Below are 19,017 nucleotides of genomic sequence, written 5' to 3' on the forward strand. Positions count from 1 at the left end.
GGACTTCATCGAGCACTACAATCACCACAGGCCCCACACCGCCCTCAAAGGCGCCTCACCCGCCAGCCGCGTCACCAACCAACCGGGTTAGTACATCTAGGCCCCGTGGCGGGGCCCATCTGCCACTCTGCCGGCCCGCCCGACACAAAGCCGCCGGGTTTGGCGGCAGAAGTGCCTCGCGACCTACAGTTGTGCCGATCCCTGCGGCAACTGCGAAAGGCACACCATGCGCAAAACCTTCGGCACCGGCTCCACCTGGGAACAGACACTCGGCTATTCCCGGGCTGTCCTGGTGGACAACACCCTGTACATTTCCGCGACGGCCGCCAGCGGCGACGACGGAATTGTCGGCGATGATTTCTACACCCAGACCAGCTACATCCTGCAGAAGCTCGGCGCCGTGCTCGCCGAGGCCGGCTTCGGCTTCGAGGACGTGGTGCAGTCCAAGCTGTACCTGACGGACATCAGCAAATGGGAAGAGGCCGGCCGGGCCCACGGCGAGGTTTTCGGCGACATCCGCCCGACTCTCTCCCTGGTTCACGTGCTGCCGTTCCTGGACCCCAAGATGCTCGTCGAGATCGAACTCGTCGCCCAGAAGAGCGCCAGCTAACTCCGCACCAACCCGCAACAACGCGGAGTCACCTACAGCCCATTCCGACACCCCGGATGGGCCGTACGTGACCCCGCGTTGCTTGTGCCCAGCGCCGGACACCGGACTCTGGTGGAACTTTCGGACTTGGAGTATGACTGGCGCATGACCAGGGCGAAAGGAAGGGGCCCCACCGGGGTCCCGATCATTGGCCAGTTCCGCTCATATGACCGCACCTGGCTTCGCGGCGACCTGATCGCCGGAGTTACGGTGGCGGCCCTGATCGTTCCCAAGAACCTGGGATACGCCGGAATCGCGGGCGTACCGCTGCAGAACGGCCTGTATGCCGCGGCCGCCGGCGCCATCGTGTACGCGATCTTCGGCACGTGCCGGCAGATCTCGATGGGGCCGAGTTCCGGTCTGGCGGCGGTGGCCGCGAGTGCCGTCCTTGCGGCAGGCATCACCGCCGAGCAGGATGTCGCCTCGTTCGTCGCGGGAATCACCCTTGCCTCCGGGATCCTGTTCCTGCTTCTTGCCGTCCTGAAGATGGGCTGGATTGCGCAGTTCCTCTCCAGGGCAGTGGTCACCGGATTCCTCTTCGGCGCGGCGATCGACGTCGTGATCGGGGAGCTTCCCAAGCTCACCGGGACCGAGGTCACCGGCTCGAACCCGATCCAGGAACTGTGGTCATGGCTGGGGACCCTGGGCGAAGCGCACCAAGCGACAGTAGTTGTTGGCGTGATCGCCCTGGTCGTCGTCTTCGGACTCAAAGCCATCGCGCCCAGGGTTCCCGGCGCCCTGGTCCTGGTGGTGGGCGGACTGCTGGCCGCGGCCCTTTTCGATCTCGGGGCCAAGGGCGTGGCCCTCGTGGGCGACGTCCCCAGCGGGCTGCCCTCGCTTCAGGTCCCGGACGGCCAGCTGATGTGGGACCACGTGGGTACCGTGGCTGTGGCAGCAGTGGCCCTGGTCCTGATCGGCTTCTCCCAGACCGCCGGGGATGCCCGGGCATTCGCCGCCAAGCACCGGTACCAGATCGACATCAACCAGGAATCCATTGCCCAGTCACTGGCCAACATCGCCGCGGGACTGTTCAAGGGGATGCCCGTCTCGACCAGCCTGTCCGCGAGCTCGCTGAACGACCACTCCGGGGCGAAGACCGGGCTTGCCTCCCTCACCTCGGGGGTCACCGTCCTGCTCACGCTGCTCTTCCTGGCGCCGCTGTTCTCGATCCTGCCCAAGCCGGTACTGGCGGCGCTGATCATCGAGGCCGTGGTCATGGGCATGATGAACGTGCCGGAGATGCGCCGGCTCGCCCGGGTGCAGAAGTTCGATTTCTGGATTGCGGTCGCAGCGATCATCGGTACCCTCATCTTCGGCGTGCTCGCCGGCGTCGTCATCGGGATCGGGCTCTCGCTCATCTGGCTGGTCCGGGTGGCCACCCACCCGGAGATGCCCTCCCTCAGCCGAGAACCGGGCACCCAGGTCTTCCGCGAATCCGGTGAGCACCCCGACGACGAGACCGTTCCCGGCATTGCCGTCATCCGGTTCGACGGCGGCCTGTTCTTCGCCACCGCCGACGCCCTGGAGGACCGATTGCGCGAGGTCATCCAGACCACGCGCGGACTCACCGGGATAGTGCTCGACTGCGGCGGAATCAACTTCGTCGACTCGCAGGGGGCGGCGAAGATGGCGGACATCGTGAGCCTGGCCCGCGAGGCGGACGTCAACCTGCGCCTGACCCGGCTGAAGCCCGCCGTCCGGGCAGTCCTGGAGCGCGACGGCGTGATCGGGCGCCTCGGGGCGGAGATGATCCACGGCAACATCCACAGAGCCGTCGAGGCGGAGCAAACGGACGCGCAGAAACAGGCGGACGCGGAGCAGGCGGACGCGCAGACGGAGCCGGACGCCAGCTAGCGGCCGGTCGCGGCGGGAATCCCGTAACGGTGCTCGGGCCGCCCGGTGGTGCCGTAGCGCAGCTGGATGTCGACGGCGCCGTCGTCCGCCAGCGCGGACAGATACCGTTGGGCGGTGGCCCGGGACACGCCGACCCGGGCGGCGACGTCGGCGGCGGAATACTGCTCGCCGGGAACCAGGGATTCGAGCACCGCGGCCTCGGTGGCCGAACGGGGCCGCGCCGAGGCGACGACGTCGCCCGGAATCAGGGCGCGCTTGGCGCGTTCCACCGTCTCCTGGCTGACGGAGCCCGGCTGCGCCAGGATCCGCCGGTAGCGCGCATAGGAGCGCAGCTGCTGCGAGAGGGATTCGGCTGTGAAGGGCTTGAGCAGGTAGCCCAGCGCACCGCGGCGGAACGCGAGCCGCAGCGAGGCCGTGTCCGAGGCCGCACTGAGGATCACGGTGTCGACGTCCAGCTGGTGCAGCAGGTCCAGGCCCGAAGCATCCGGGAGGTAGACGTCCAGCAGCACCAGGTCCGGGCGCAGGCTGTGGATGGCCTGCAGGGCCTGCGACGCCGAGCCCGCCGGCGGCAGCGCCAGGAAGCCCGCCACCGAATCCACGTACGCGGCGTGCAGCTTGGCGACGTGGAAGTCATCATCGACAATCAGCACCCTGAAATCCTCAGACATCGTTGTCCTCTCCGCGTGGCCCGCCGGGCCCCGCAGTCGTTGGTCCCGGAAGCGTTGGTCCCGGAAGCGTTGGCCCCGGAAGCGTGGTCCCCGGCAGCGTGGCGACGAACACGGCCCCCGGGCCGCCGGGGGAGCCCGGGTCCAGGATCCGCACGTCCCCGCCGCGGCGGCGCGCGAGCTGCCGGGACAACGCCAGCCCCAGGCCCTGCCCGGCGCCGGCCCGCGCCGGCCGTTCCGACGTCGTGAAGCCCTCCGAGAACACCGCCTCCGCCCCCTCCGCCGTGATTCCCGCGCCCAGGCCGTCGCCGGAATCCGCGACGACGATGTGCAGCGTGCCGGGGCCGCCGTCGGTGCCCGGCTCGTCCAGCACCTCCACTTCCACCCAGCGCTCGGCCGCAGACCCGGCGACGGCGGCGTTCACGGCGTTATCGATCAGGTTCCCCAGGACGGTGGTGACGTCCTGGGGCTCGGTGACGTGGCCGCGGACCACGGATTCCGGGCCGAGGCGCAGGCTCACGCCACGTTCGTCCGCTTCGACGCCCTTCGCGCCGAGGAAGGCCTGCAGGTACGGGTCCTGGAGCAGTTCGGCCTGGTCCACGGGGAACGCCAGCGGCCCGGTGCCCGCCAGTTTGGCGAGGTAGTCCTGGGCCTGCTGGGGCTGGCCGATGCTCATGAAACCGGCAATCGTGTGCAGCTGGTTGGCGAACTCGTGGCGCTGCGCCCGCAGGGCCGCGGACATGGTGCCGACGGCGTCGAGCTGGCGGGTCAGCTGCTGCAGCTCGGTCCGGTCCCGCAGCATCACCACCCAGCCCAGATCCTCGCGGCGATGCAGGGCCTTGCGGGCGCTCGCCACCAGGACCCGGCCGCCAGCGACCAGTTCCACGGCATCGCCCTCGGCCGCATCGGCGCGGGTCAGGGCTTTGAGCTGCGCCGGCACCGGAGCCGCGGCCCAGGCGGTGCCCGCGAGGTCCGGGACACCGAGCAGCCGCTGGGCGGCCGCGTTGAAGACACTGACCCGGCCGTCGGCCGCGACGCCGATCACGCCGTCGTCGACGCCCTGCAGCACTGCCACCTGGTCGTGGACCAGCGTGCTGATCTCCTCAGGCTCCAGCCCGAGGGTGAGGCGTTGGAGCCGCCGCCGCAGCAGGAAGGACGCCAGCACGCCGGCCAGCAGCGCCCCGGCGGCCGTGACGGCGATCGGGAGGATGTCCCGGGCCAGGCTCTGGCTGATCGTTTCCGTGGAGTAGCCCACGCTCACCTCACCCACCACCGCCGTGGAATCCGGGGCGAACACCGGGACCTTGGCGCCGGCGGACGGGCCCAGCGTGCCGGTGTTGCGGGTGGTGACCTCCTTGCCGGCAAGGGCCTCCGAGGGGTCGGTGCTGACCTTTTCGCCCAGCCGTTCCGCGTCCGGGTGCGCCAGCCGGATGCCGGTCTCGTCCGTGATGACCACGAACAGGGCCCCGGTGCGGGTGCGGGCCCCCTCGGCGGCGGCCATCAGCGGACCGGCCAGCAGTTCGGCCGCCGGGGGAGCGGCCGGCTGGGCGCTGATGGACTGGACCTCTGCCCGTACCGACGGGTCCGATGCCACCGTCCGGGCCAGCGTCAGCGCCTGGTTCTCCGCCTCGCGGCCCAGCCGGTCGTAGGTCAGCCACGCGTGGACGGCGCTGCTCAGCAGCACCACCAGCGCCACCACGCCGAGCTGCAGCAGCAGCGTCTGCGTGGAAAAGCGCAGGGCCGGCAGAGGTGTGCGGCGCTTCATCGGGCTCCTGCCTGGGAGTTCGGTACTGGGTTAATCGGATGGTGAGCAAAATGCGCAAAATGCATGCAATAAGCAGTATGCCAATCAATTGAGCCAAAGGCCCAGCCGTGACGGGCGCCACTCTAACGTCTGTAGTGCGCATCACACCGGAGTGGTGCCATTCAAAGAAGAAGGAGCCGGCCGTGCTGGTATTACTAGGATTCGCCATGATCGCGGTCTTCATGGTGCTGATCATGACGAAGAAGTTGACGCCCGTACTGGCGCTCATCATCGTCCCCACAATCTTCGGGCTTTTCGCCGGCGCGGGCCTCGGCATCGGTCCCATGGTCATGGACTCCATGAAGTCCATGACCTCCACCGCCGCGCTGCTGATGTTCGCGATCATCTACTTCGGCCTGATGATCGACGTCGGACTCTTTGACCCGCTGGTCCGGTTCATCCTCCGCAAGCTCGGCAATGACCCCGCCAAGGTGGTCCTCGGCACGGCCATCCTCGCCGCAGCCGTGTCCCTCGACGGCGACGGCTCCACCACCTTCATCCTCACCACCGCGGCCATGCTGCCGGTCTACCTGCGGCTCAAGATGAGCCCCGTGGTCCTGACCTGTGTGGCCGGCCTGGCCAACGGCACCATGAACATCCTGCCGTGGGGCGGTCCCACCGCCCGCGCCGCAACCGCGCTGAAGATCGACGTCAACGATGTCTTCGTTCCCATGGTCCCGTCCCTGATCGCAGGCCTCATTGTGGTGCTGGTCTTCTCCTGGCTGCTCGGCCTGCAGGAGCGCAACCGCCTCCGCGCCGTCGCACCGGAAATCTGGGGCGTCCCGGATTCAGCTGAAGGGTTCGACGGCGGCACCACCGGCGGTTCCGGAACCAGCCGCGGCCGCAAGGGCTCTGGTCCCGCCGGGAACCCGGCACTCTCCCCGGAGGGATCCTCCGTTGCAGTCCTGGAACGGACCGACGTCCTCGTCGATGACAAGGATTCCGCCATGGCCGACACCGCACTGGACCCCAACCGCAAGACCCTGCGCCCCAAGCTGTTCTGGTTCAACCTCGGCCTGACCGTCGCGGTCATGGTGACGCTCGTCGCCAACATCATTCCGCTTCCGTTCGTCTTCATGGTCGGCGCCGCCATCGCCCTGCTGGTCAACTTCCCCAACGTCAAGGACCAGGGCGCCCAGCTGATCGCGCACGCTCCCTCGATTGTCGCCGTCGTCAGCATGGTCATGGCCGCCGCGGTCCTCACCGGTGTCCTCAACGGCACGGGCATGGTCAAGGCAATGTCTGAATGGCTGGTCCAGATCATCCCGTCCGACATGGGCCCGCTGATGGCCATCATCACCGGTGTGCTGAGCATCCCGATGACGTTCTTCATGAGCAACGACGCCTTCTACTTCGGCGTCCTGCCGGTCCTCAGCGAGACGGCGGCCCACTACGGCGTCAGCGCCGCCGACATGGCCCGCGCTTCCATCACCGGCCAGCCCTTCCACCTGCAGAGCCCCCTGGTTCCGGCCATCCTGCTCCTGGTCTCCCTGGCCAAGGTGGACCTGGGCGACCACCACAAGAAGGTCCTCTGGCGCACAGCCGTCATCTCCCTGGTCATGCTGGGAGTAGGAGTCCTGACAGGAGCCATCGGCATCGGCTAGCAAGCAAGCCAAGGAGCACCACAAGTACATACAACGAGATAGCAGGGTGCGGAAGATTTTCCGCACCCTGCTTTCTTGTCTGTCTGCCGCCGGCAAGACGACCACAGCCGGCGATTCAGCCGGGCGGTAACGACACTTCAACCCACGTAGACTGGGACGGAAAATAATCCTTACCTTGCAGGGGAGATCCATGGCTGCGATCAACCGCGACGACGTCGCGCATCTCGCGCAACTCGCGCACATCGAGATGAGTGCCGAAGAGCTCGACAGGATGGCCGGCGAACTCGCCGTCATCGTCGAATCAGTGAAGTCCGTCAGTGAGGCTGCCGGTGACGACGTCCCGGCCACGTCACACCCGATTCCGCTGACTAACGTGTTCCGCGAGGACGTCGTGGGCCACACGTTCACGGCCGAGCAGTCCCTCTCCGGTGCCCCCGACGCGTACGAGGGCCGCTTCAAGGTCCCGGCAATCCTGGATGAGGAGTAAAGACCATGACTGAGAACAACGAACTGATCCGCCTCTCCGCCGCCGCGCTCGCCGAGAAGCTCGCCGCCCGCGAGATCACCGCCGTCGAAGTCACCCAGGCGTACCTGGACCGCATCGCCGCCGTCGACGGCAAGGTCAACGCCTTCCTGCACGTCAACGCCGACGAGGCGCTCGCCGTCGCCGCCGAAGTGGACGCGATCCGCGCCGCAGGCGGTGCCGCCGCCGGAGAGCTCCACGTCCTCGCGGGCGTGCCGATCGCCGTCAAGGACCTCATCGTCACGATCGGCCAGCCCACCACGGCCGGCTCGAAGATCCTCGAAGGCTGGAACAGCCCCTACGACGCCACGGTCGTCGAGCGCCTGCGCGCCGCCAAGATGCCGATCCTGGGCAAGACCAACCTGGACGAGTTCGCGATGGGCTCCTCCACCGAGCACTCCGCCTACGGCCCCACGCACAACCCGTGGGACCTGGAGCGCATCCCCGGCGGTTCCGGCGGCGGCTCCGCTGCCGCCGTCGCGGCCTTCGAAGCCCCGCTTGCCCTCGGCACGGACACCGGCGGGTCCATCCGCCAGCCCGGCGCCGTCACCGGCACGGTCGGCGTCAAGCCCACCTACGGTGGGGTCTCCCGCTACGGCGCGATCGCCATGGCTTCCTCGCTGGACCAGATCGGCCCGGTCTCCCGCACCGTGCTGGACTCGGCCCTGCTGCACCAGGTCATCGGCGGGCACGATCCCCGCGACTCCACCTCACTCCCGGACCCGCTGGAGGACCTCGTCGCCGCCGCCCGGACAGGCAACGTCGAGGGCATGAAGATCGGCATCATCAAGGAGCTCCACGGCGAGGGCTACCAGGCCGGCGTCGAGAACCGCTTCAACGAATCCCTCGAGCTGCTCAAGGGCGCGGGCGCCGAGATCGTCGAGGTCTCCTGCCCCAACTTCAAGTACGCGCTGGGCGCCTACTACCTGATCATGCCCTCGGAGGCCTCCTCCAACCTGGCCAAGTTCGACGGCGTCCGGTACGGCCTGCGGGTCCTGCCCGAAGAGGGACCGCTGACGATCGAACGCGTCATGGGCGCCACCCGCGCCGCCGGCTTCGGCGACGAGGTCAAGCGCCGCATCATCCTGGGCACCTACGCCCTGAGCGCCGGGTACTACGACGCCTACTACGGCTCGGCCCAGAAGGTGCGCACCCTGATCCAGCGCGACTTCGAGGCCGCGTTCGCCAAGGCCGACGTGCTGATCTCCCCGACGGCCCCCACCACGGCCTTCAAGCTGGGCGAGAAGCTCAACGACCCCCTGGCGATGTACCTCAACGACGTCGCCACTATCCCCGCAAACATGGCAGGCGTGCCTGGGCTCTCCCTGCCCGGCGGCCTGGCCGATGAGGACGGCCTGCCGGTCGGCATCCAGCTGCTGGCCCCGGCCCGCCAGGACGCCCGGCTCTACCGCGTCGGCGCTGTCCTGGAATCCCTGCTCGAGGAGCAGTGGGGCGGCCCGCTACTGGACAAGGCACCTTCCCTTACTGCTGCTTCTTCTGCGGCTGCTTCTTCTGCGGCTGCTTCTTCCGCGGCTGGCGCCGCACTGAGCCACGGAGGTTCACACTAATGACTGACGCAACCCTCAGCTTCGAAGAGGCGATGGAGAAGTACGATCCCGTCCTGGGCTTCGAGGTCCACGTGGAGCTCAACACCAAGACCAAGATGTTCTCCTCCGCCCCGAACGTCTTCGGCGACGAGCCGAACACCAACGTCAACGAGGTGGACCTCGGCATGCCCGGCGTCCTCCCCGTGGTGAACAAGACCGCGATCGAATCCTCGATCAAGATCGGCCTGGCATTGAACTGCAAGATCGCCGAGAAGTGCCGCTTCGCCCGGAAGAACTACTTCTACCCGGACACCCCGAAGAACTTCCAGACCTCCCAGTACGACGAGCCCATCGCGTACGACGGCTACCTGGACATCGAGCTCTCCGATGGCACCGTCTTCCGCGTCGAGATCGAACGCGCGCACATGGAGGAGGACGCCGGCAAGCTCACCCACATGGGCGGCGCCGCCGGCCGCATCCAGGGCGCTGACTACTCCCTGGTGGACTACAACCGCTCCGGTGTGCCGCTGGTCGAGATCGTCACCAAGCCGATCGAGGGTGCCGGCAGCCGCGCCCCCGAGCTGGCCAAGGCCTACGTGGCCGCCGTCCGCGAAATCGTCAAGAACCTCGGCGTCTCGGACGCGAAGATGGAACGCGGCAACGTCCGCTGCGATGCCAACGTCTCGCTGCGCCCGCACGGCCGCGAACGCTTCGGCATCCGCTCGGAAACCAAGAACGTCAACTCGCTGCGCGCCGTCGAACACGCCGTCCGCTACGAGATCCAGCGGCACGCCGCCGTCCTGGACTCCGGCGAGCCGGTCACCCAGGAAACCCGGCACTGGCACGAGGACACGCGGACCACGACGTCGGGCCGCGCCAAGTCCGACGCCGACGACTACCGCTACTTCCCGGAACCTGACCTGGTCCCGATCACCGCGTCCCGTGAATGGGTCGAGGAACTCCGCGCTACCCTGCCCGAGCCGCCGGCCGCCCGCCGCAAGCGCCTGCAGGCGGACTGGGGCTATTCGGACCTGGAGTTCCGCGACGTCGTCAACGCCGGCGTCATGGATGAGATCGAGGAAACCATCGCCGCCGGCGCCACCGCCACGGTGGCGCGCAAGTGGTGGATGGGCGAGATCGTCGGACGCGCCAAGAACGCCGACGTCGATCCCGGCCAGCTCGGTGTCGCACCGGCCACCATCGTGGAACTGAACAAGATGGTGGAGGACGGCAAGATCAACAACAAGATGGCCTCCGAGGTCCTGGACGGCGTGCTCGCCGGCGAGGGCACCCCGGCGGAAATCGTCGAGAAGCGCGGCCTCGCCGTGGTCTCCGACGACGGCCCCCTCCTGGAAGCGATCGACGCGGCCCTCGCCGCGCAGCCCGACGTCGCGGACAAGATCCGCGGCGGCAAGCTCCAGGCGATCGGCGCGATCGTCGGCGGCGTCATGAAGGCCACCCGTGGGCAGGCCGACGCAGCCCGCGTCCGTGAACTGATCCTTCAGCGCCTCGGCGTCGAGGGCTAGCCCTAGCCACCCACCAAATCGGTCATGATGGTCTGCAGTGCTTCGCAGACCATCATGACCGATGTGCGTTTAAGGTTCTCCGGCCTGGCCAGCAGGTCGATCCGGCGCCGGGTGCTGATGCCCTCCAGCGGCCGCAGCACAATGTCCGGGTTCAGCACCGGCCGCGCGGTGTGCCGGGGCAGCAGGCCGATCACGCCGCCGGCCGCCACGAGCGCCGCCACGGTCGAATAGTCGTTGATCCGGTGCACGATGTTCAGCTCACGGCTGGAGACGGCCGCGACGGCGGACAGCACGTCTGCGGGGGAGTAGCCGGCCCGGCTGGTCACCCACGCCTCGCCCACCACGTCCCCTGCCGTTAACGCGCGCTGCCCGGCCAGCCGGTGCCCGGCCGGCAGGGCCACGTCCAGCGGCTCGTGCGCGAGCGGGATCACCGCGACGCGTTCCTCGGGCCAGCGCGGGCTGTGGTCCATCCGGTGCGCCAGCACCAGGTCGTAGCGCGCCGTCAGGGCCGGGAAGTCCTGCTGGGCCACGTCCTCGTCGGAGAGCAGGATCCGCGGCTGACCCGGTCCGTCCAGGAGCCGGGCCAGCGGCGCGAAGAGCGCCTGGCCGGCGCTGTGGAAACCGCTGAGCGTCACCGGCGCGACCGGCGAGCCGTGGTAGGCGCCGATCGCCATCTTCGCATCGGCCATCGCGCTCACGACGGCGGCCCCGGCGTCCGCCAGGACCTGCCCCGCCTCCGTCAGCACCAGGTTGCGGCCCTCCTTGCGGGTCAGCGGCACTTCCACGGTCTTCTGCAGTGCAGCCAGTTGCTGGGACACTGCCGACGGGGTAACGAGGAGGGTTTCGGCGACGGCCTTGACGCTGCCCAGGGCACCGAGTTCGCGCAGCATCTCCAACTGGTGGATTTCCATGCCAGCCATTCTATGCAACAGCGTTTTCTAAATCGTCGATTGAGAAAAATTCGGTTGTGCTAATGCTTTCTGGTGGGTGTAATGGGGTGAGTTGTCCCACAGAACTTACAGTTAGGAAGGCCCATGAAGGCTCTCTACAAGGCCGGTGCCCACGCAGGCTTCGAGCTCGTCGACCGTCCCGAGCCGGAGACCGGCCCCGGCGGCGTGAAGATCCGTGTCATGACCACCGGCATCTGCGGCACGGACCTGCACATCCAGGCCTGGGACGCCTGGGCGCAGGGCATCATCAACGCCCCCCTGATTGCCGGCCACGAGTTCTACGGCGAGGTCGTGGAAATCGGCGAGGACGTCCTGGACGTCAAGGTGGGCGACCGCGTCTCCGGCGAGGGCCACATCGTTTGCGGGATCTGCAGGAATTGCCGCGCCGGCCGCCGGCAGATGTGCATCAACACCGTCAGCGTCGGTGTCCAGCGCGACGGCGCCTTCGCCGAGTACGTCGTCATCCCCGAGACCAACGTCTGGGTCCACCAGGACCCCTCCGTCACGCCGGAACTGGGCGCCATCTTCGACCCCTTCGGCAACGCCGTCCACACCGCGCTGAGCTTCCCGCTGGTCGGCGAGGACGTCCTGATCACCGGCGCCGGCCCCATCGGCCTGATGGCGATCGCCGTCGCCCGCCACGCCGGCGCCCGCAAGATCGCCATCACTGATGTCTCCGCCCCCCGCCTCGAACTGGCCAAGCAGCTCGGCGTCGACCTCGCGATCGACGTCTCGAAGATGCGGGTCAAGGACGCCCAGCGGGAACTGGGCATGCGCGAAGGCTTCGACATCGGCATGGAAATGTCGGGACACCCCACCGCGCTGCCTGAGATGATCGACAACATGAACCACGGCGGCCGGATCGCGATGCTGGGACTGCCCAGCCAGTCCATCGACATCAACTGGGGCAAGGTGGTCACCCACATGCTGACCATGAAGGGCATCTACGGCCGCGAGATGTTCGAGACCTGGTACGCGATGAGCGCCATGCTCTCTTCCAACCCCGTCCTGCACGCGAACATCTCCGCCGTCGTCACGGACACGCTGCCGGCCACCGACTGGGAGAAGGGCTTCGAAGTGGCCCGCGCCGGCGTCGGCGGCAAGGTGGTCCTCGACTGGACCGTTTTCTAGGCCAGCCCCGTTCCAGACCCCTTCCGACCCGCACTGCCACGCACAGCATTTTGCCCCCGCATCCAACCAGCTGAGGAGCCAACCCATGTATTCAGCCATCAAGGACCAGCTGCAGCACGAACTCGATGAGATCCGCAGCGCCGGCCTGTTCAAAACCGAGCGGCACATCGACTCGCCGCAGGCCAACCGCATCAAGGCCGGGCAGATCGGCGAGTCCGGCGCGGACGTGCTGAACTTCTGCGCCAACAACTACCTGGGCCTCGCGGACCACCCGGACATCATCGCCGCCGCCAAGTCCGCGATGGACGAGCGCGGCTTCGGTATGGCCAGCGTGCGCTTCATCTGCGGCACCCAGGACCTGCACCTGGCCCTGGAGCAGCGCGTCTCGGCGTTCCTCGGCACGGAGGACACCATTCTGTTCTCCAGCTGCTTCGACGCCAACGGCGGCGTCTTCGAGTCGCTCTTCGGCCCGGAAGACGCCGTCATCTCCGACGCCCTGAACCACGCCTCCATCATTGACGGCATCCGACTCTGCAAGGCCCAGCGCTTCCGCTATGCCAACCAGGACATGGCCGACCTCGAAGCGAAGCTGATTGCGGCCACCACCCAGGAGAACCCGGCCCGCCGCAAGATCATCGTCACCGACGGCGTGTTCTCCATGGACGGCTTCCTGGCCCCGCTCGAAGCGATCTGCGACCTCGCCGAAAAGTACGATGCCCTGGTCATGGTGGACGATTCCCACGCCGTCGGTTTCATGGGCGCCACCGGTGCCGGCACGCCGGAACACGCCGGAGTCTCGGACCGCGTGGACATCTACACCGGCACCTTCGGCAAGGCCCTCGGCGGCGCCTCCGGCGGGTACGTTTCCGGCCGCAGCGAAGTGATCGCCATGCTCCGCCAGAAGGCCCGCCCCTACCTGTTCTCCAACTCGCTGGCCCCGGCGATCGTCGCGGCCACGCTCAAGGCCCTGGACCTCGTGGAAAACTCCGGCGAACTGCGCGGCAAGCTCTTCGCCAACGCTGAGCAGTTCCGGAACCGCATGAGCGAGGAAGGCTTCGACCTGCTCCCCGGCGAGCACGCGATCGTCCCGGTGATGTTCGGCGACGCCGTCATGGCCGCCAAAGTCGCTGACGCCATGCTCCACCACGGCGTCTTCGTGACGGCATTCAGCTACCCGGTGGTCCCCAAGGGCGCCGCCCGGATCCGCGTCCAGCTCTCCGCCGCCCACAGCGCCGACGACGTCGAAGCCTGCGTCCAGGCGTTCGTGCGCAGCCGCGCTGCTGTCGCCGCAGCCGGCGCCGCCTGATCCCCGAGGCCGGGCCCCAGTTCAATTACAAGGGGTCCGGCCTTGCCCGTTCGTCCCGGCTTCCTCCAGGTGCTTGTCCGGTGCTTCCCCGCGGCACTTGCCCAGCTCCGGCAGCGAGGACTGGACATGATGCCACTATGTCCAACGGCCACGACCAGGGGAGGGCATGTCCCTGGCCGGCAGGCGGCAACTCGGGACATGTCCAGTAGTGCGGACCAGGGGAGGGCATGTCCCGGGACGGCGCGCGGCAACGAGGGACATGTCCAGTGGTGTGAGGCGTGGATATGGCACTTCAGCCATCTTCGAATGATCCACCGAGGCCTTTCCCGGGGAGGCCCCGACTGGACTCAATTCCCGCAAACGGCCGCCGCGCGGGAAAATTCTTTTCGGGACCAGATCCACAAACAGGCCCCAAATACCCATATGACTTGAAATTGGCCGGGATTTTTTCGGGGGCCAGACCGGCCCATGAGGCCGTGCCCGACCGGGACCGGGGCGGGGCAGCAAAGACTCTGTTACGGCGATTCTTACGGCTCTGACCTCGTGTTTCTTCTCACGGCAGGCATCCTTGCGGGCCCGGCGGCGGCGTCAATAGCGTGGATCAGGACCCGCCCAACGAGCCAAGGACTGAAATGCCCGCACCCGCCGTCACGGATCCACGCCCAGCCGCTGCCACTGGCAGCCGGATTCCCCTCCGAACAGCCCTGACGTCCGGGCTCCGCTGGGACTTACCGGCGTCCCTTGTAGTTTTCCTCGTGGCGGTCCCGCTGTCACTGGGCATCGCGGCGGCGTCCGGCGCGCCGGTCATGGCCGGGCTGATCGCCGCAGCCATCGGCGGGATCGTGGCCGGCACCCTGGGCGGCTCGCCCCTGCAGGTCAGCGGCCCCGCCGCAGGCCTGACCGTCATTGTGGCGGGCCTGATCGAACAGTTCGGCTGGCCGGCCACCTGCGCCATCACGGCGGCTGCAGGGGTCCTGCAGGCCCTGCTCGGCATCGCCAAGGTTGGCCGGGTGGCCCTGGCCATCGCCCCGGTGGTCGTGCACGCCATGCTGGCCGGCATCGGCATCATCATCGTGCTGCAGCAGACCCATGTGCTGCTCGGCGCCGAGGCCGGCGAATCAGCCTGGCAGAACGTCAAGGCCTTGCCGGCGAGCATCGCCTCGCTGGACCCCCAGGCAGCGGTCCTGGGCGTCGCCGTGATCCTGCTGCTGCTGGGCTGGAAGTACGTGCCGGCGTCCCTGCGGCGCGTCCCCGCACCCCTGGTGGCTGTGGTCGCCGCCACGGCGCTGTCGCTGCCGTTGACGTCCGACGTCGACCGGATCACCTTCGACGGGTCCCTGCTGGACGCGCTGTCCCTGCCGCAACTGCCGGGCGGACACTGGAGCGCCATCGCCGTCGGCGTCGTGACCATCGCCCTGGTGGCGAGCGTCGAGTCGCTTCTCTCCGCGGTAGCCGTGGACAGGATGCACCACGGCGAACGAACAAATTTCAACCGTGAACTCGTCGGCCAGGGCGCCGCAAACGTCACGTCCGGCATGCTGGGCGGCCTTCCCATCACCGGGGTCATCGTTCGCAGCGCCACCAACCTCGAAGCCGGGGCGCGGACCCGCAAGTCCGCCATTCTTCACGGCGTCTGGGTCCTGGTCTTCTCGCTTCTGCTGGCCAGCGTCATCGAGCTGGTTCCGGTGGCTGTCCTGGCGGGTCTGCTGATCATCATCGGCGTGCGGCTGGTGAAGGTGGCGGACTTCACCACGGCCCGCGTCACCGGAGACCTGGCCATCTACGCCGTCACGCTGCTGACCGTGGTGTTCGTGAACCTCCTGGCAGGCGTGATCACCGGGCTCGCCCTGGCCATGGCGTCCGTCCTGTGGCGCGTGGTCCGCGCCGGGATCCACGCCGAACCGCTCGGCGCCCGGGACGACCAGCGCTGGCGGGTAGTCATTGACGGCTCCTGCAGCTTCCTTTCACTGCCCCGCCTCAGCCAGGTGCTCGCGTCCGTGCCGCCGGGATCGCACGTGACCGTCGAGCTGGAGGTGGACTTCCTTGACCACCCGGTCCATGACACCCTGGACGCCTGGCGCCGGCGCCACGTCAGCAACGGCGGCACCGTGGAGATCGAGGAAAGCGGCACCGCCACCCTTCGCGAGGCACAGGACCGGCCGCCGGCGCGGGGCAGTTCACGCTCGGCTCTCCGCGGCGGATTTGCCCCCTGGCGCAGTTGGCAGCGGCACGGGCGGACCGGCCATGCGGGCCCGACGCCAGAGCTGCCCGGCCCGCTGAGCCCGGTGCTGGCCGGCGTGGACAGCTACCACCGCCGCCACGCGCACCTGCTCCGTCCCCACGTTCAGGAACTCTCCGCCGGGCAGGACCCGGACACGCTGTTCCTTACCTGCGCCGACTCCCGGCTGGTGCCGAACCTGATCACCAGCAGCGGCCCCGGTGACCTCTTTACCGTCCGCAACGTGGGCAACGTCGTAGGCAACGCCGCGGGCGGTGACGGCCTTGACCCCTCGGTGGAAGCCGCCCTCGAATTCGCGCTCAAGGAACTCTCCGTGAAGTCCGTGGTCATCTGCGGGCACTCCGGCTGTGGAGCGATGTCCGCCCTGATGGCTGAGGCGTTGACGGCGCCGAAGCACTCGGCCGGGCACTCACCCGAGTTTGGGGCCGGGCACTCAACCGGTGCCGGGGCCGGCCGCACCCCGGTCGACGTCTGGCTGGACCACGCCCGGCCGAGCATGGCCGCGTTCCGCGCGGGCCACCCGGTGCAGGCCGATGCGGCGAACGCCGGGTACGGGGAGGCGGACCAGCTGGCCATGGTCAACGTCGCCATCCAGCTGGAGCAGCTGCGGGGGCACCACAGCCTGCAGCAGGCCCTGGAGTCGGGCGAGCTGCACCTGACGGGGCTGTTCTACGACATTGCCACTGCCCAGGTCCTGCAGGTGAACCCTACCGGCATCAGCCACCTGGACCCGCTTCCTCGGGCCACCGACGACGCCGGCCACCCGAGCGTCGGTGTTGGCGTGGCCTGACGCGGACCATCTGCAAGGATGGACCCATGTCAGCTCATTACGATGTCGTAATTGTCGGCGGCGGTATCGCCGGACTGTCCCTTGCCTCCACCCTGGCCGGGCAATGCAGCGTGGCCCTGATCGAAGCCGAGCAGACCCTCGCCTACCACACCTCGGCCCGCTCGGCCCGGCAACTGATTCCCAGCTACGGCCCGCCCGTGGTCCAGGAACTCACTGTCCGGACGCTGGACCTCATCGCCGCCCAGGACGCTGACCGCCCGGACCCGGTGCTCTCGCCGCGCAGCTTCATGCTGATCGGGGACGATGCCACCGTCCGGGCGGAGGCAAGCGGACACATGCAAAGGATCACCCACGCCGAGGCCCTGGACCTGTGCCCGGTGCTGGTCCCGGACTCGTTCAGCGCCGCCGGCCTGGACACCGGATCCTTCGCCTGCAACGCCCCGGTGCTGCTCGAGGACCACCGGCGGCGCGCCGAGGCCGGCGGCGTGGACATCATCACCGGCGCCAGGGTCCATTCGGCCCAGCGCCTCGGCACCGGCTGGGAACTGGGCGCGGGGCAGGAAGGCTTCCAGGCCGCCGTCGTGGTCAACGCCGCCGGCGCCTGGGCGGACGAGCTCGCCGTCCTCAGCGGCGTCGAGAAGCTCGGACTCCAGCCGTACCGCCGCACCGCGGCGATCGTCGACGTCGAGCATCCGCTCCCGCCCGCGTGCCCCATGGTGGCGGCGGCGGACGACAGCTTCTACTTCCGGCCGGATAACTCCCAGGTCCTGATTTCGCCCTCGGAGCACGTGCCGAGCGGCGCCGAGGACGCCCGGCCCTACCCCGGCGACATCGAACGGCTCGTCGCCCGGCTCAACGCGATCACCACGCTCGGGATCCGGGACGTCCGCAAGGCCTGGACGGGGCTGCGGACGGAGGCGGCCGACGGCGTCCCCGTGGTGGGGTTCGACGCCGAGGCCACCGGATTCTTCTGGCTCGCCGGCCAGGGCGGGTACGGTTTCCAGACCTCCTCCGGGATCGCCGAACTGGCCGCCGGGCTGATCCTCGCCGGGCAAGGCGCCGGCCAGGAGCCCGCCACCGGGTCCCCGGCCCGGGCGTCGAGTGCAGAGGCCAGTCCGGCATCCCGGACAGCGGAGGCGCTGGCCGCGACCCGCTGGTCCATCCGGCGCTGAAGAATGGACCCATGAGCACCCTCATTACCAATATCGCTGAACTGATGACCCAGGACGCGGAACACCGTGTCCTCCGCGACGCGGCGGTGGTGATTGAGGGCGAGCGGATTTCCTGGCTCGGCCCCGCGGCCGGGGCCCCGGCGGCCGACGAGGCCGTGGACGCCGGCGGCCGCGCGCTGCTGCCGGGCTGGGTCGATTCGCACACCCACCTGATCTTCGCGGGGGACCGCACGGCCGAATTCGAGGCCCGGATGGCCGGGCAGAGCTACAGCGCCGGCGGGATCGCCGTCACCACCGGTGCCACCCGGAGCACATCCGACTACGACCTCACCCGCCTGGCGATGGGCCGCGTGGCCGAGGCCGTCGCCCAGGGCACCACCTACCTGGAGACCAAAACCGGCTACGGCCTGGACCTCGAGAACGAGGCCCGCAGCGCCCGCATCGCCTCGACCGTCGCGGACGAGGTGACCTACCTTGGGGCGCACCTGGTGCCGGCCGGGGTGGACGCGGAGGAATACACCGAGATGGTCTGCGGGCCGATGCTCGCCGCGGTCCGGCCCTACGTACGCTGGGCCGACGTCTTTTGCGAGCAGGGCGCCTTCAACGAGGACCAGTCGCGCCGGGTGCTCCTGGCCTGCAAGGCCGCCGGACTTGGGCTTCGCGTCCACGGCAACCAGCTGGGCGAGGGCCCCGGCGTCCGGCTGGCGGTGGAAGTCGGCGCCGCGAGCGTGGACCACGTGAACTACCTTTCGGCGGCGGATGTCGACGCCCTGGCCGCCACCTGGTCCGGGTGGGACCCCAATGGCGGCTCGGGCGGGTCCGGCATCCGGGGCACGGTGGCCACGTGCCTGCCGGCCTGCGACCTGTCCACCCGGCAGCCGCTGGCCCCGGGCCGGGACCTGCTCGACGCCGGCGTGCAGATCGCGCTGGCGTCCAACTGCAACCCCGGTACGTCCTACACCAGCTCCATGGCGTTCTGCGTCACCACCGCCGTGCTGCAGATGCGGCTCAGCGTCCATGAGGCGGTGCGCGCCGCGACGTACGGCGGCGCCCTGGCCCTGGGGCGGGAGTCCGGGAACGACGTCGACGGCGAACGCGCGGTGGGCTCGATCGCCGTCGGGCACCGCGCGGACCTGCACCTGCTGAACGCGCCGTCGGCGACGCACCTGGCGTACCGCCCCGGCATCCCGCTGACGCACGCGGTGTGGCGGGCGGGCGTTGCGCAGGCGGTCCGGTAGCCCGGCGGGCGTTGCGCGG

The 19,017-nt window shown here is 68.8% G+C and carries 15 protein-coding genes; 12 read left to right on the top strand and 3 right to left on the bottom strand.

Translation table 11 applies throughout. The annotated features are described in order from the left end of the window. The 3 genes from ACFVTM_RS15100 to ACFVTM_RS15110 form a co-directional block, all read left to right on the top strand. Positions 1-91: integrase core domain-containing protein (locus tag ACFVTM_RS15100; RefSeq protein ID WP_390204589.1), on the top strand; the 91-nt coding region annotated here is incomplete at its 5' end. 135 nt (positions 92-226) lie between these two features. After that, the gene (locus tag ACFVTM_RS15105; RefSeq protein WP_390204317.1) at positions 227-610 is read left to right on the top strand and encodes a RidA family protein; all 384 of its coding nucleotides are present in this window, start codon (positions 227-229) and stop codon (positions 608-610) included. A 144-nt stretch (positions 611-754) separates the two neighbouring features. Next, complete coding sequence (locus ACFVTM_RS15110) at positions 755-2,503, top strand: SulP family inorganic anion transporter (RefSeq protein WP_390204318.1); 1,749 nt, start codon at positions 755-757, stop codon at positions 2,501-2,503. Here ACFVTM_RS15110 and ACFVTM_RS15115 read toward each other — a convergent pair. Together ACFVTM_RS15115 and ACFVTM_RS15120 are read right to left on the bottom strand one after the other, a co-directional pair. Beyond that, positions 2,500-3,171: a response regulator gene (locus tag ACFVTM_RS15115; protein ID WP_390204319.1), complete on the bottom strand. Its 672-nt coding sequence runs from the start codon at positions 3,169-3,171 to the stop codon at positions 2,500-2,502. The two genes, ACFVTM_RS15110 and ACFVTM_RS15115, sit on opposite strands and share 4 nt — an antisense overlap. Next, positions 3,164-4,933, bottom strand: a complete 1,770-nt coding sequence (locus ACFVTM_RS15120; RefSeq protein WP_390204320.1) for an ATP-binding protein — start codon at positions 4,931-4,933, stop codon at positions 3,164-3,166. The genes ACFVTM_RS15115 and ACFVTM_RS15120 overlap by 8 nt, the downstream gene beginning before the upstream one ends. A gap of 182 nt (positions 4,934-5,115) precedes the next feature. Here ACFVTM_RS15120 and ACFVTM_RS15125 point away from each other — a divergent pair, with 182 nt between their 5' ends. From ACFVTM_RS15125 to gatB, 4 genes are all read left to right on the top strand, one after another. Further along, on the top strand, positions 5,116-6,576 hold the full coding sequence (locus ACFVTM_RS15125) for a CitMHS family transporter (protein WP_390204321.1): 1,461 nt from the start codon (positions 5,116-5,118) through the stop codon (positions 6,574-6,576). Between the two features lie 190 nt (positions 6,577-6,766). Further along, positions 6,767-7,063 carry an Asp-tRNA(Asn)/Glu-tRNA(Gln) amidotransferase subunit GatC gene (gatC, locus tag ACFVTM_RS15130; RefSeq protein ID WP_390204322.1) on the top strand — a complete coding sequence of 99 codons (297 nt, stop codon included), beginning with the start codon at positions 6,767-6,769 and terminating at the stop codon, positions 7,061-7,063. Positions 7,064-7,068: 5 nt separating this feature from the next. Further along, positions 7,069-8,667 carry an Asp-tRNA(Asn)/Glu-tRNA(Gln) amidotransferase subunit GatA gene (gatA, locus tag ACFVTM_RS15135; RefSeq protein WP_390204324.1) on the top strand — a complete coding sequence of 533 codons (1,599 nt, stop codon included), beginning with the start codon at positions 7,069-7,071 and terminating at the stop codon, positions 8,665-8,667. After that, positions 8,667-10,172: an Asp-tRNA(Asn)/Glu-tRNA(Gln) amidotransferase subunit GatB gene (gene gatB / locus ACFVTM_RS15140; RefSeq protein ID WP_390204325.1), complete on the top strand. Its 1,506-nt coding sequence runs from the start codon at positions 8,667-8,669 to the stop codon at positions 10,170-10,172. The genes gatA and gatB overlap by 1 nt, the downstream gene beginning before the upstream one ends. A gap of 2 nt (positions 10,173-10,174) precedes the next feature. On the opposite strand, the gene ACFVTM_RS15145 is transcribed toward gatB, so the two are convergent. Continuing rightward, on the bottom strand, positions 10,175-11,083 hold the full coding sequence (locus ACFVTM_RS15145; protein ID WP_390204326.1) for a LysR family transcriptional regulator: 909 nt from the start codon (positions 11,081-11,083) through the stop codon (positions 10,175-10,177). 123 nt (positions 11,084-11,206) lie between these two features. Between ACFVTM_RS15145 and tdh the strand changes: the two genes are divergently transcribed. From tdh to ACFVTM_RS15170, 5 genes are all read left to right on the top strand, one after another. Then, entirely contained in the window at positions 11,207-12,253 is a 1,047-nt protein-coding gene (gene tdh / locus ACFVTM_RS15150) for an L-threonine 3-dehydrogenase (protein WP_390204327.1), read from the top strand. 85 nt (positions 12,254-12,338) lie between these two features. Further along, complete coding sequence (locus ACFVTM_RS15155; RefSeq protein WP_390204328.1) at positions 12,339-13,559, top strand: glycine C-acetyltransferase; 1,221 nt, start codon at positions 12,339-12,341, stop codon at positions 13,557-13,559. A gap of 632 nt (positions 13,560-14,191) precedes the next feature. After that, positions 14,192-16,588: a SulP family inorganic anion transporter gene (locus tag ACFVTM_RS15160; RefSeq protein WP_390204329.1), complete on the top strand. Its 2,397-nt coding sequence runs from the start codon at positions 14,192-14,194 to the stop codon at positions 16,586-16,588. A gap of 26 nt (positions 16,589-16,614) precedes the next feature. After that, positions 16,615-17,760 carry an NAD(P)/FAD-dependent oxidoreductase gene (locus ACFVTM_RS15165; protein WP_390204331.1) on the top strand — a complete coding sequence of 382 codons (1,146 nt, stop codon included), beginning with the start codon at positions 16,615-16,617 and terminating at the stop codon, positions 17,758-17,760. Positions 17,761-17,771: 11 nt separating this feature from the next. After that, entirely contained in the window at positions 17,772-18,998 is a 1,227-nt protein-coding gene (locus tag ACFVTM_RS15170) for an imidazolonepropionase (RefSeq protein WP_390204333.1), read from the top strand. Positions 18,999-19,017 lie beyond the last annotated feature (19 nt).

This window comes from Arthrobacter sp. NPDC058130, assembly GCF_042884475.1.
GTDB lineage: Bacteria > Actinomycetota > Actinomycetes > Actinomycetales > Micrococcaceae > Arthrobacter.

Bases quoted from the DNA above. Each gene is read 5' to 3' on its own strand.
- ACFVTM_RS15115 (WP_390204319.1), bottom strand. From the start codon at position 3,171: ATGTCTGAGGATTTCAGGGTGCTGATTGTCGATGATGACTTCCACGTC.
- ACFVTM_RS15155 (WP_390204328.1), top strand. From the start codon at position 12,339: ATGTATTCAGCCATCAAGGACCAGCTGCAGCACGAACTCGATGAGATC.
- ACFVTM_RS15120 (WP_390204320.1), bottom strand. From the start codon at position 4,933: ATGAAGCGCCGCACACCTCTGCCGGCCCTGCGCTTTTCCACGCAGACG.
- ACFVTM_RS15160 (WP_390204329.1), top strand. From the start codon at position 14,192: ATGCCCGCACCCGCCGTCACGGATCCACGCCCAGCCGCTGCCACTGGC.
- gatA (WP_390204324.1), top strand. From the start codon at position 7,069: ATGACTGAGAACAACGAACTGATCCGCCTCTCCGCCGCCGCGCTCGCC.
- ACFVTM_RS15110 (WP_390204318.1), top strand. From the start codon at position 755: ATGACCAGGGCGAAAGGAAGGGGCCCCACCGGGGTCCCGATCATTGGC.
- ACFVTM_RS15165 (WP_390204331.1), top strand. From the start codon at position 16,615: ATGTCAGCTCATTACGATGTCGTAATTGTCGGCGGCGGTATCGCCGGA.
- gatB (WP_390204325.1), top strand. From the start codon at position 8,667: ATGACTGACGCAACCCTCAGCTTCGAAGAGGCGATGGAGAAGTACGAT.
- ACFVTM_RS15145 (WP_390204326.1), bottom strand. From the start codon at position 11,083: ATGGAAATCCACCAGTTGGAGATGCTGCGCGAACTCGGTGCCCTGGGC.
- ACFVTM_RS15170 (WP_390204333.1), top strand. From the start codon at position 17,772: ATGAGCACCCTCATTACCAATATCGCTGAACTGATGACCCAGGACGCG.
- gatC (WP_390204322.1), top strand. From the start codon at position 6,767: ATGGCTGCGATCAACCGCGACGACGTCGCGCATCTCGCGCAACTCGCG.
- tdh (WP_390204327.1), top strand. From the start codon at position 11,207: ATGAAGGCTCTCTACAAGGCCGGTGCCCACGCAGGCTTCGAGCTCGTC.
- ACFVTM_RS15105 (WP_390204317.1), top strand. From the start codon at position 227: ATGCGCAAAACCTTCGGCACCGGCTCCACCTGGGAACAGACACTCGGC.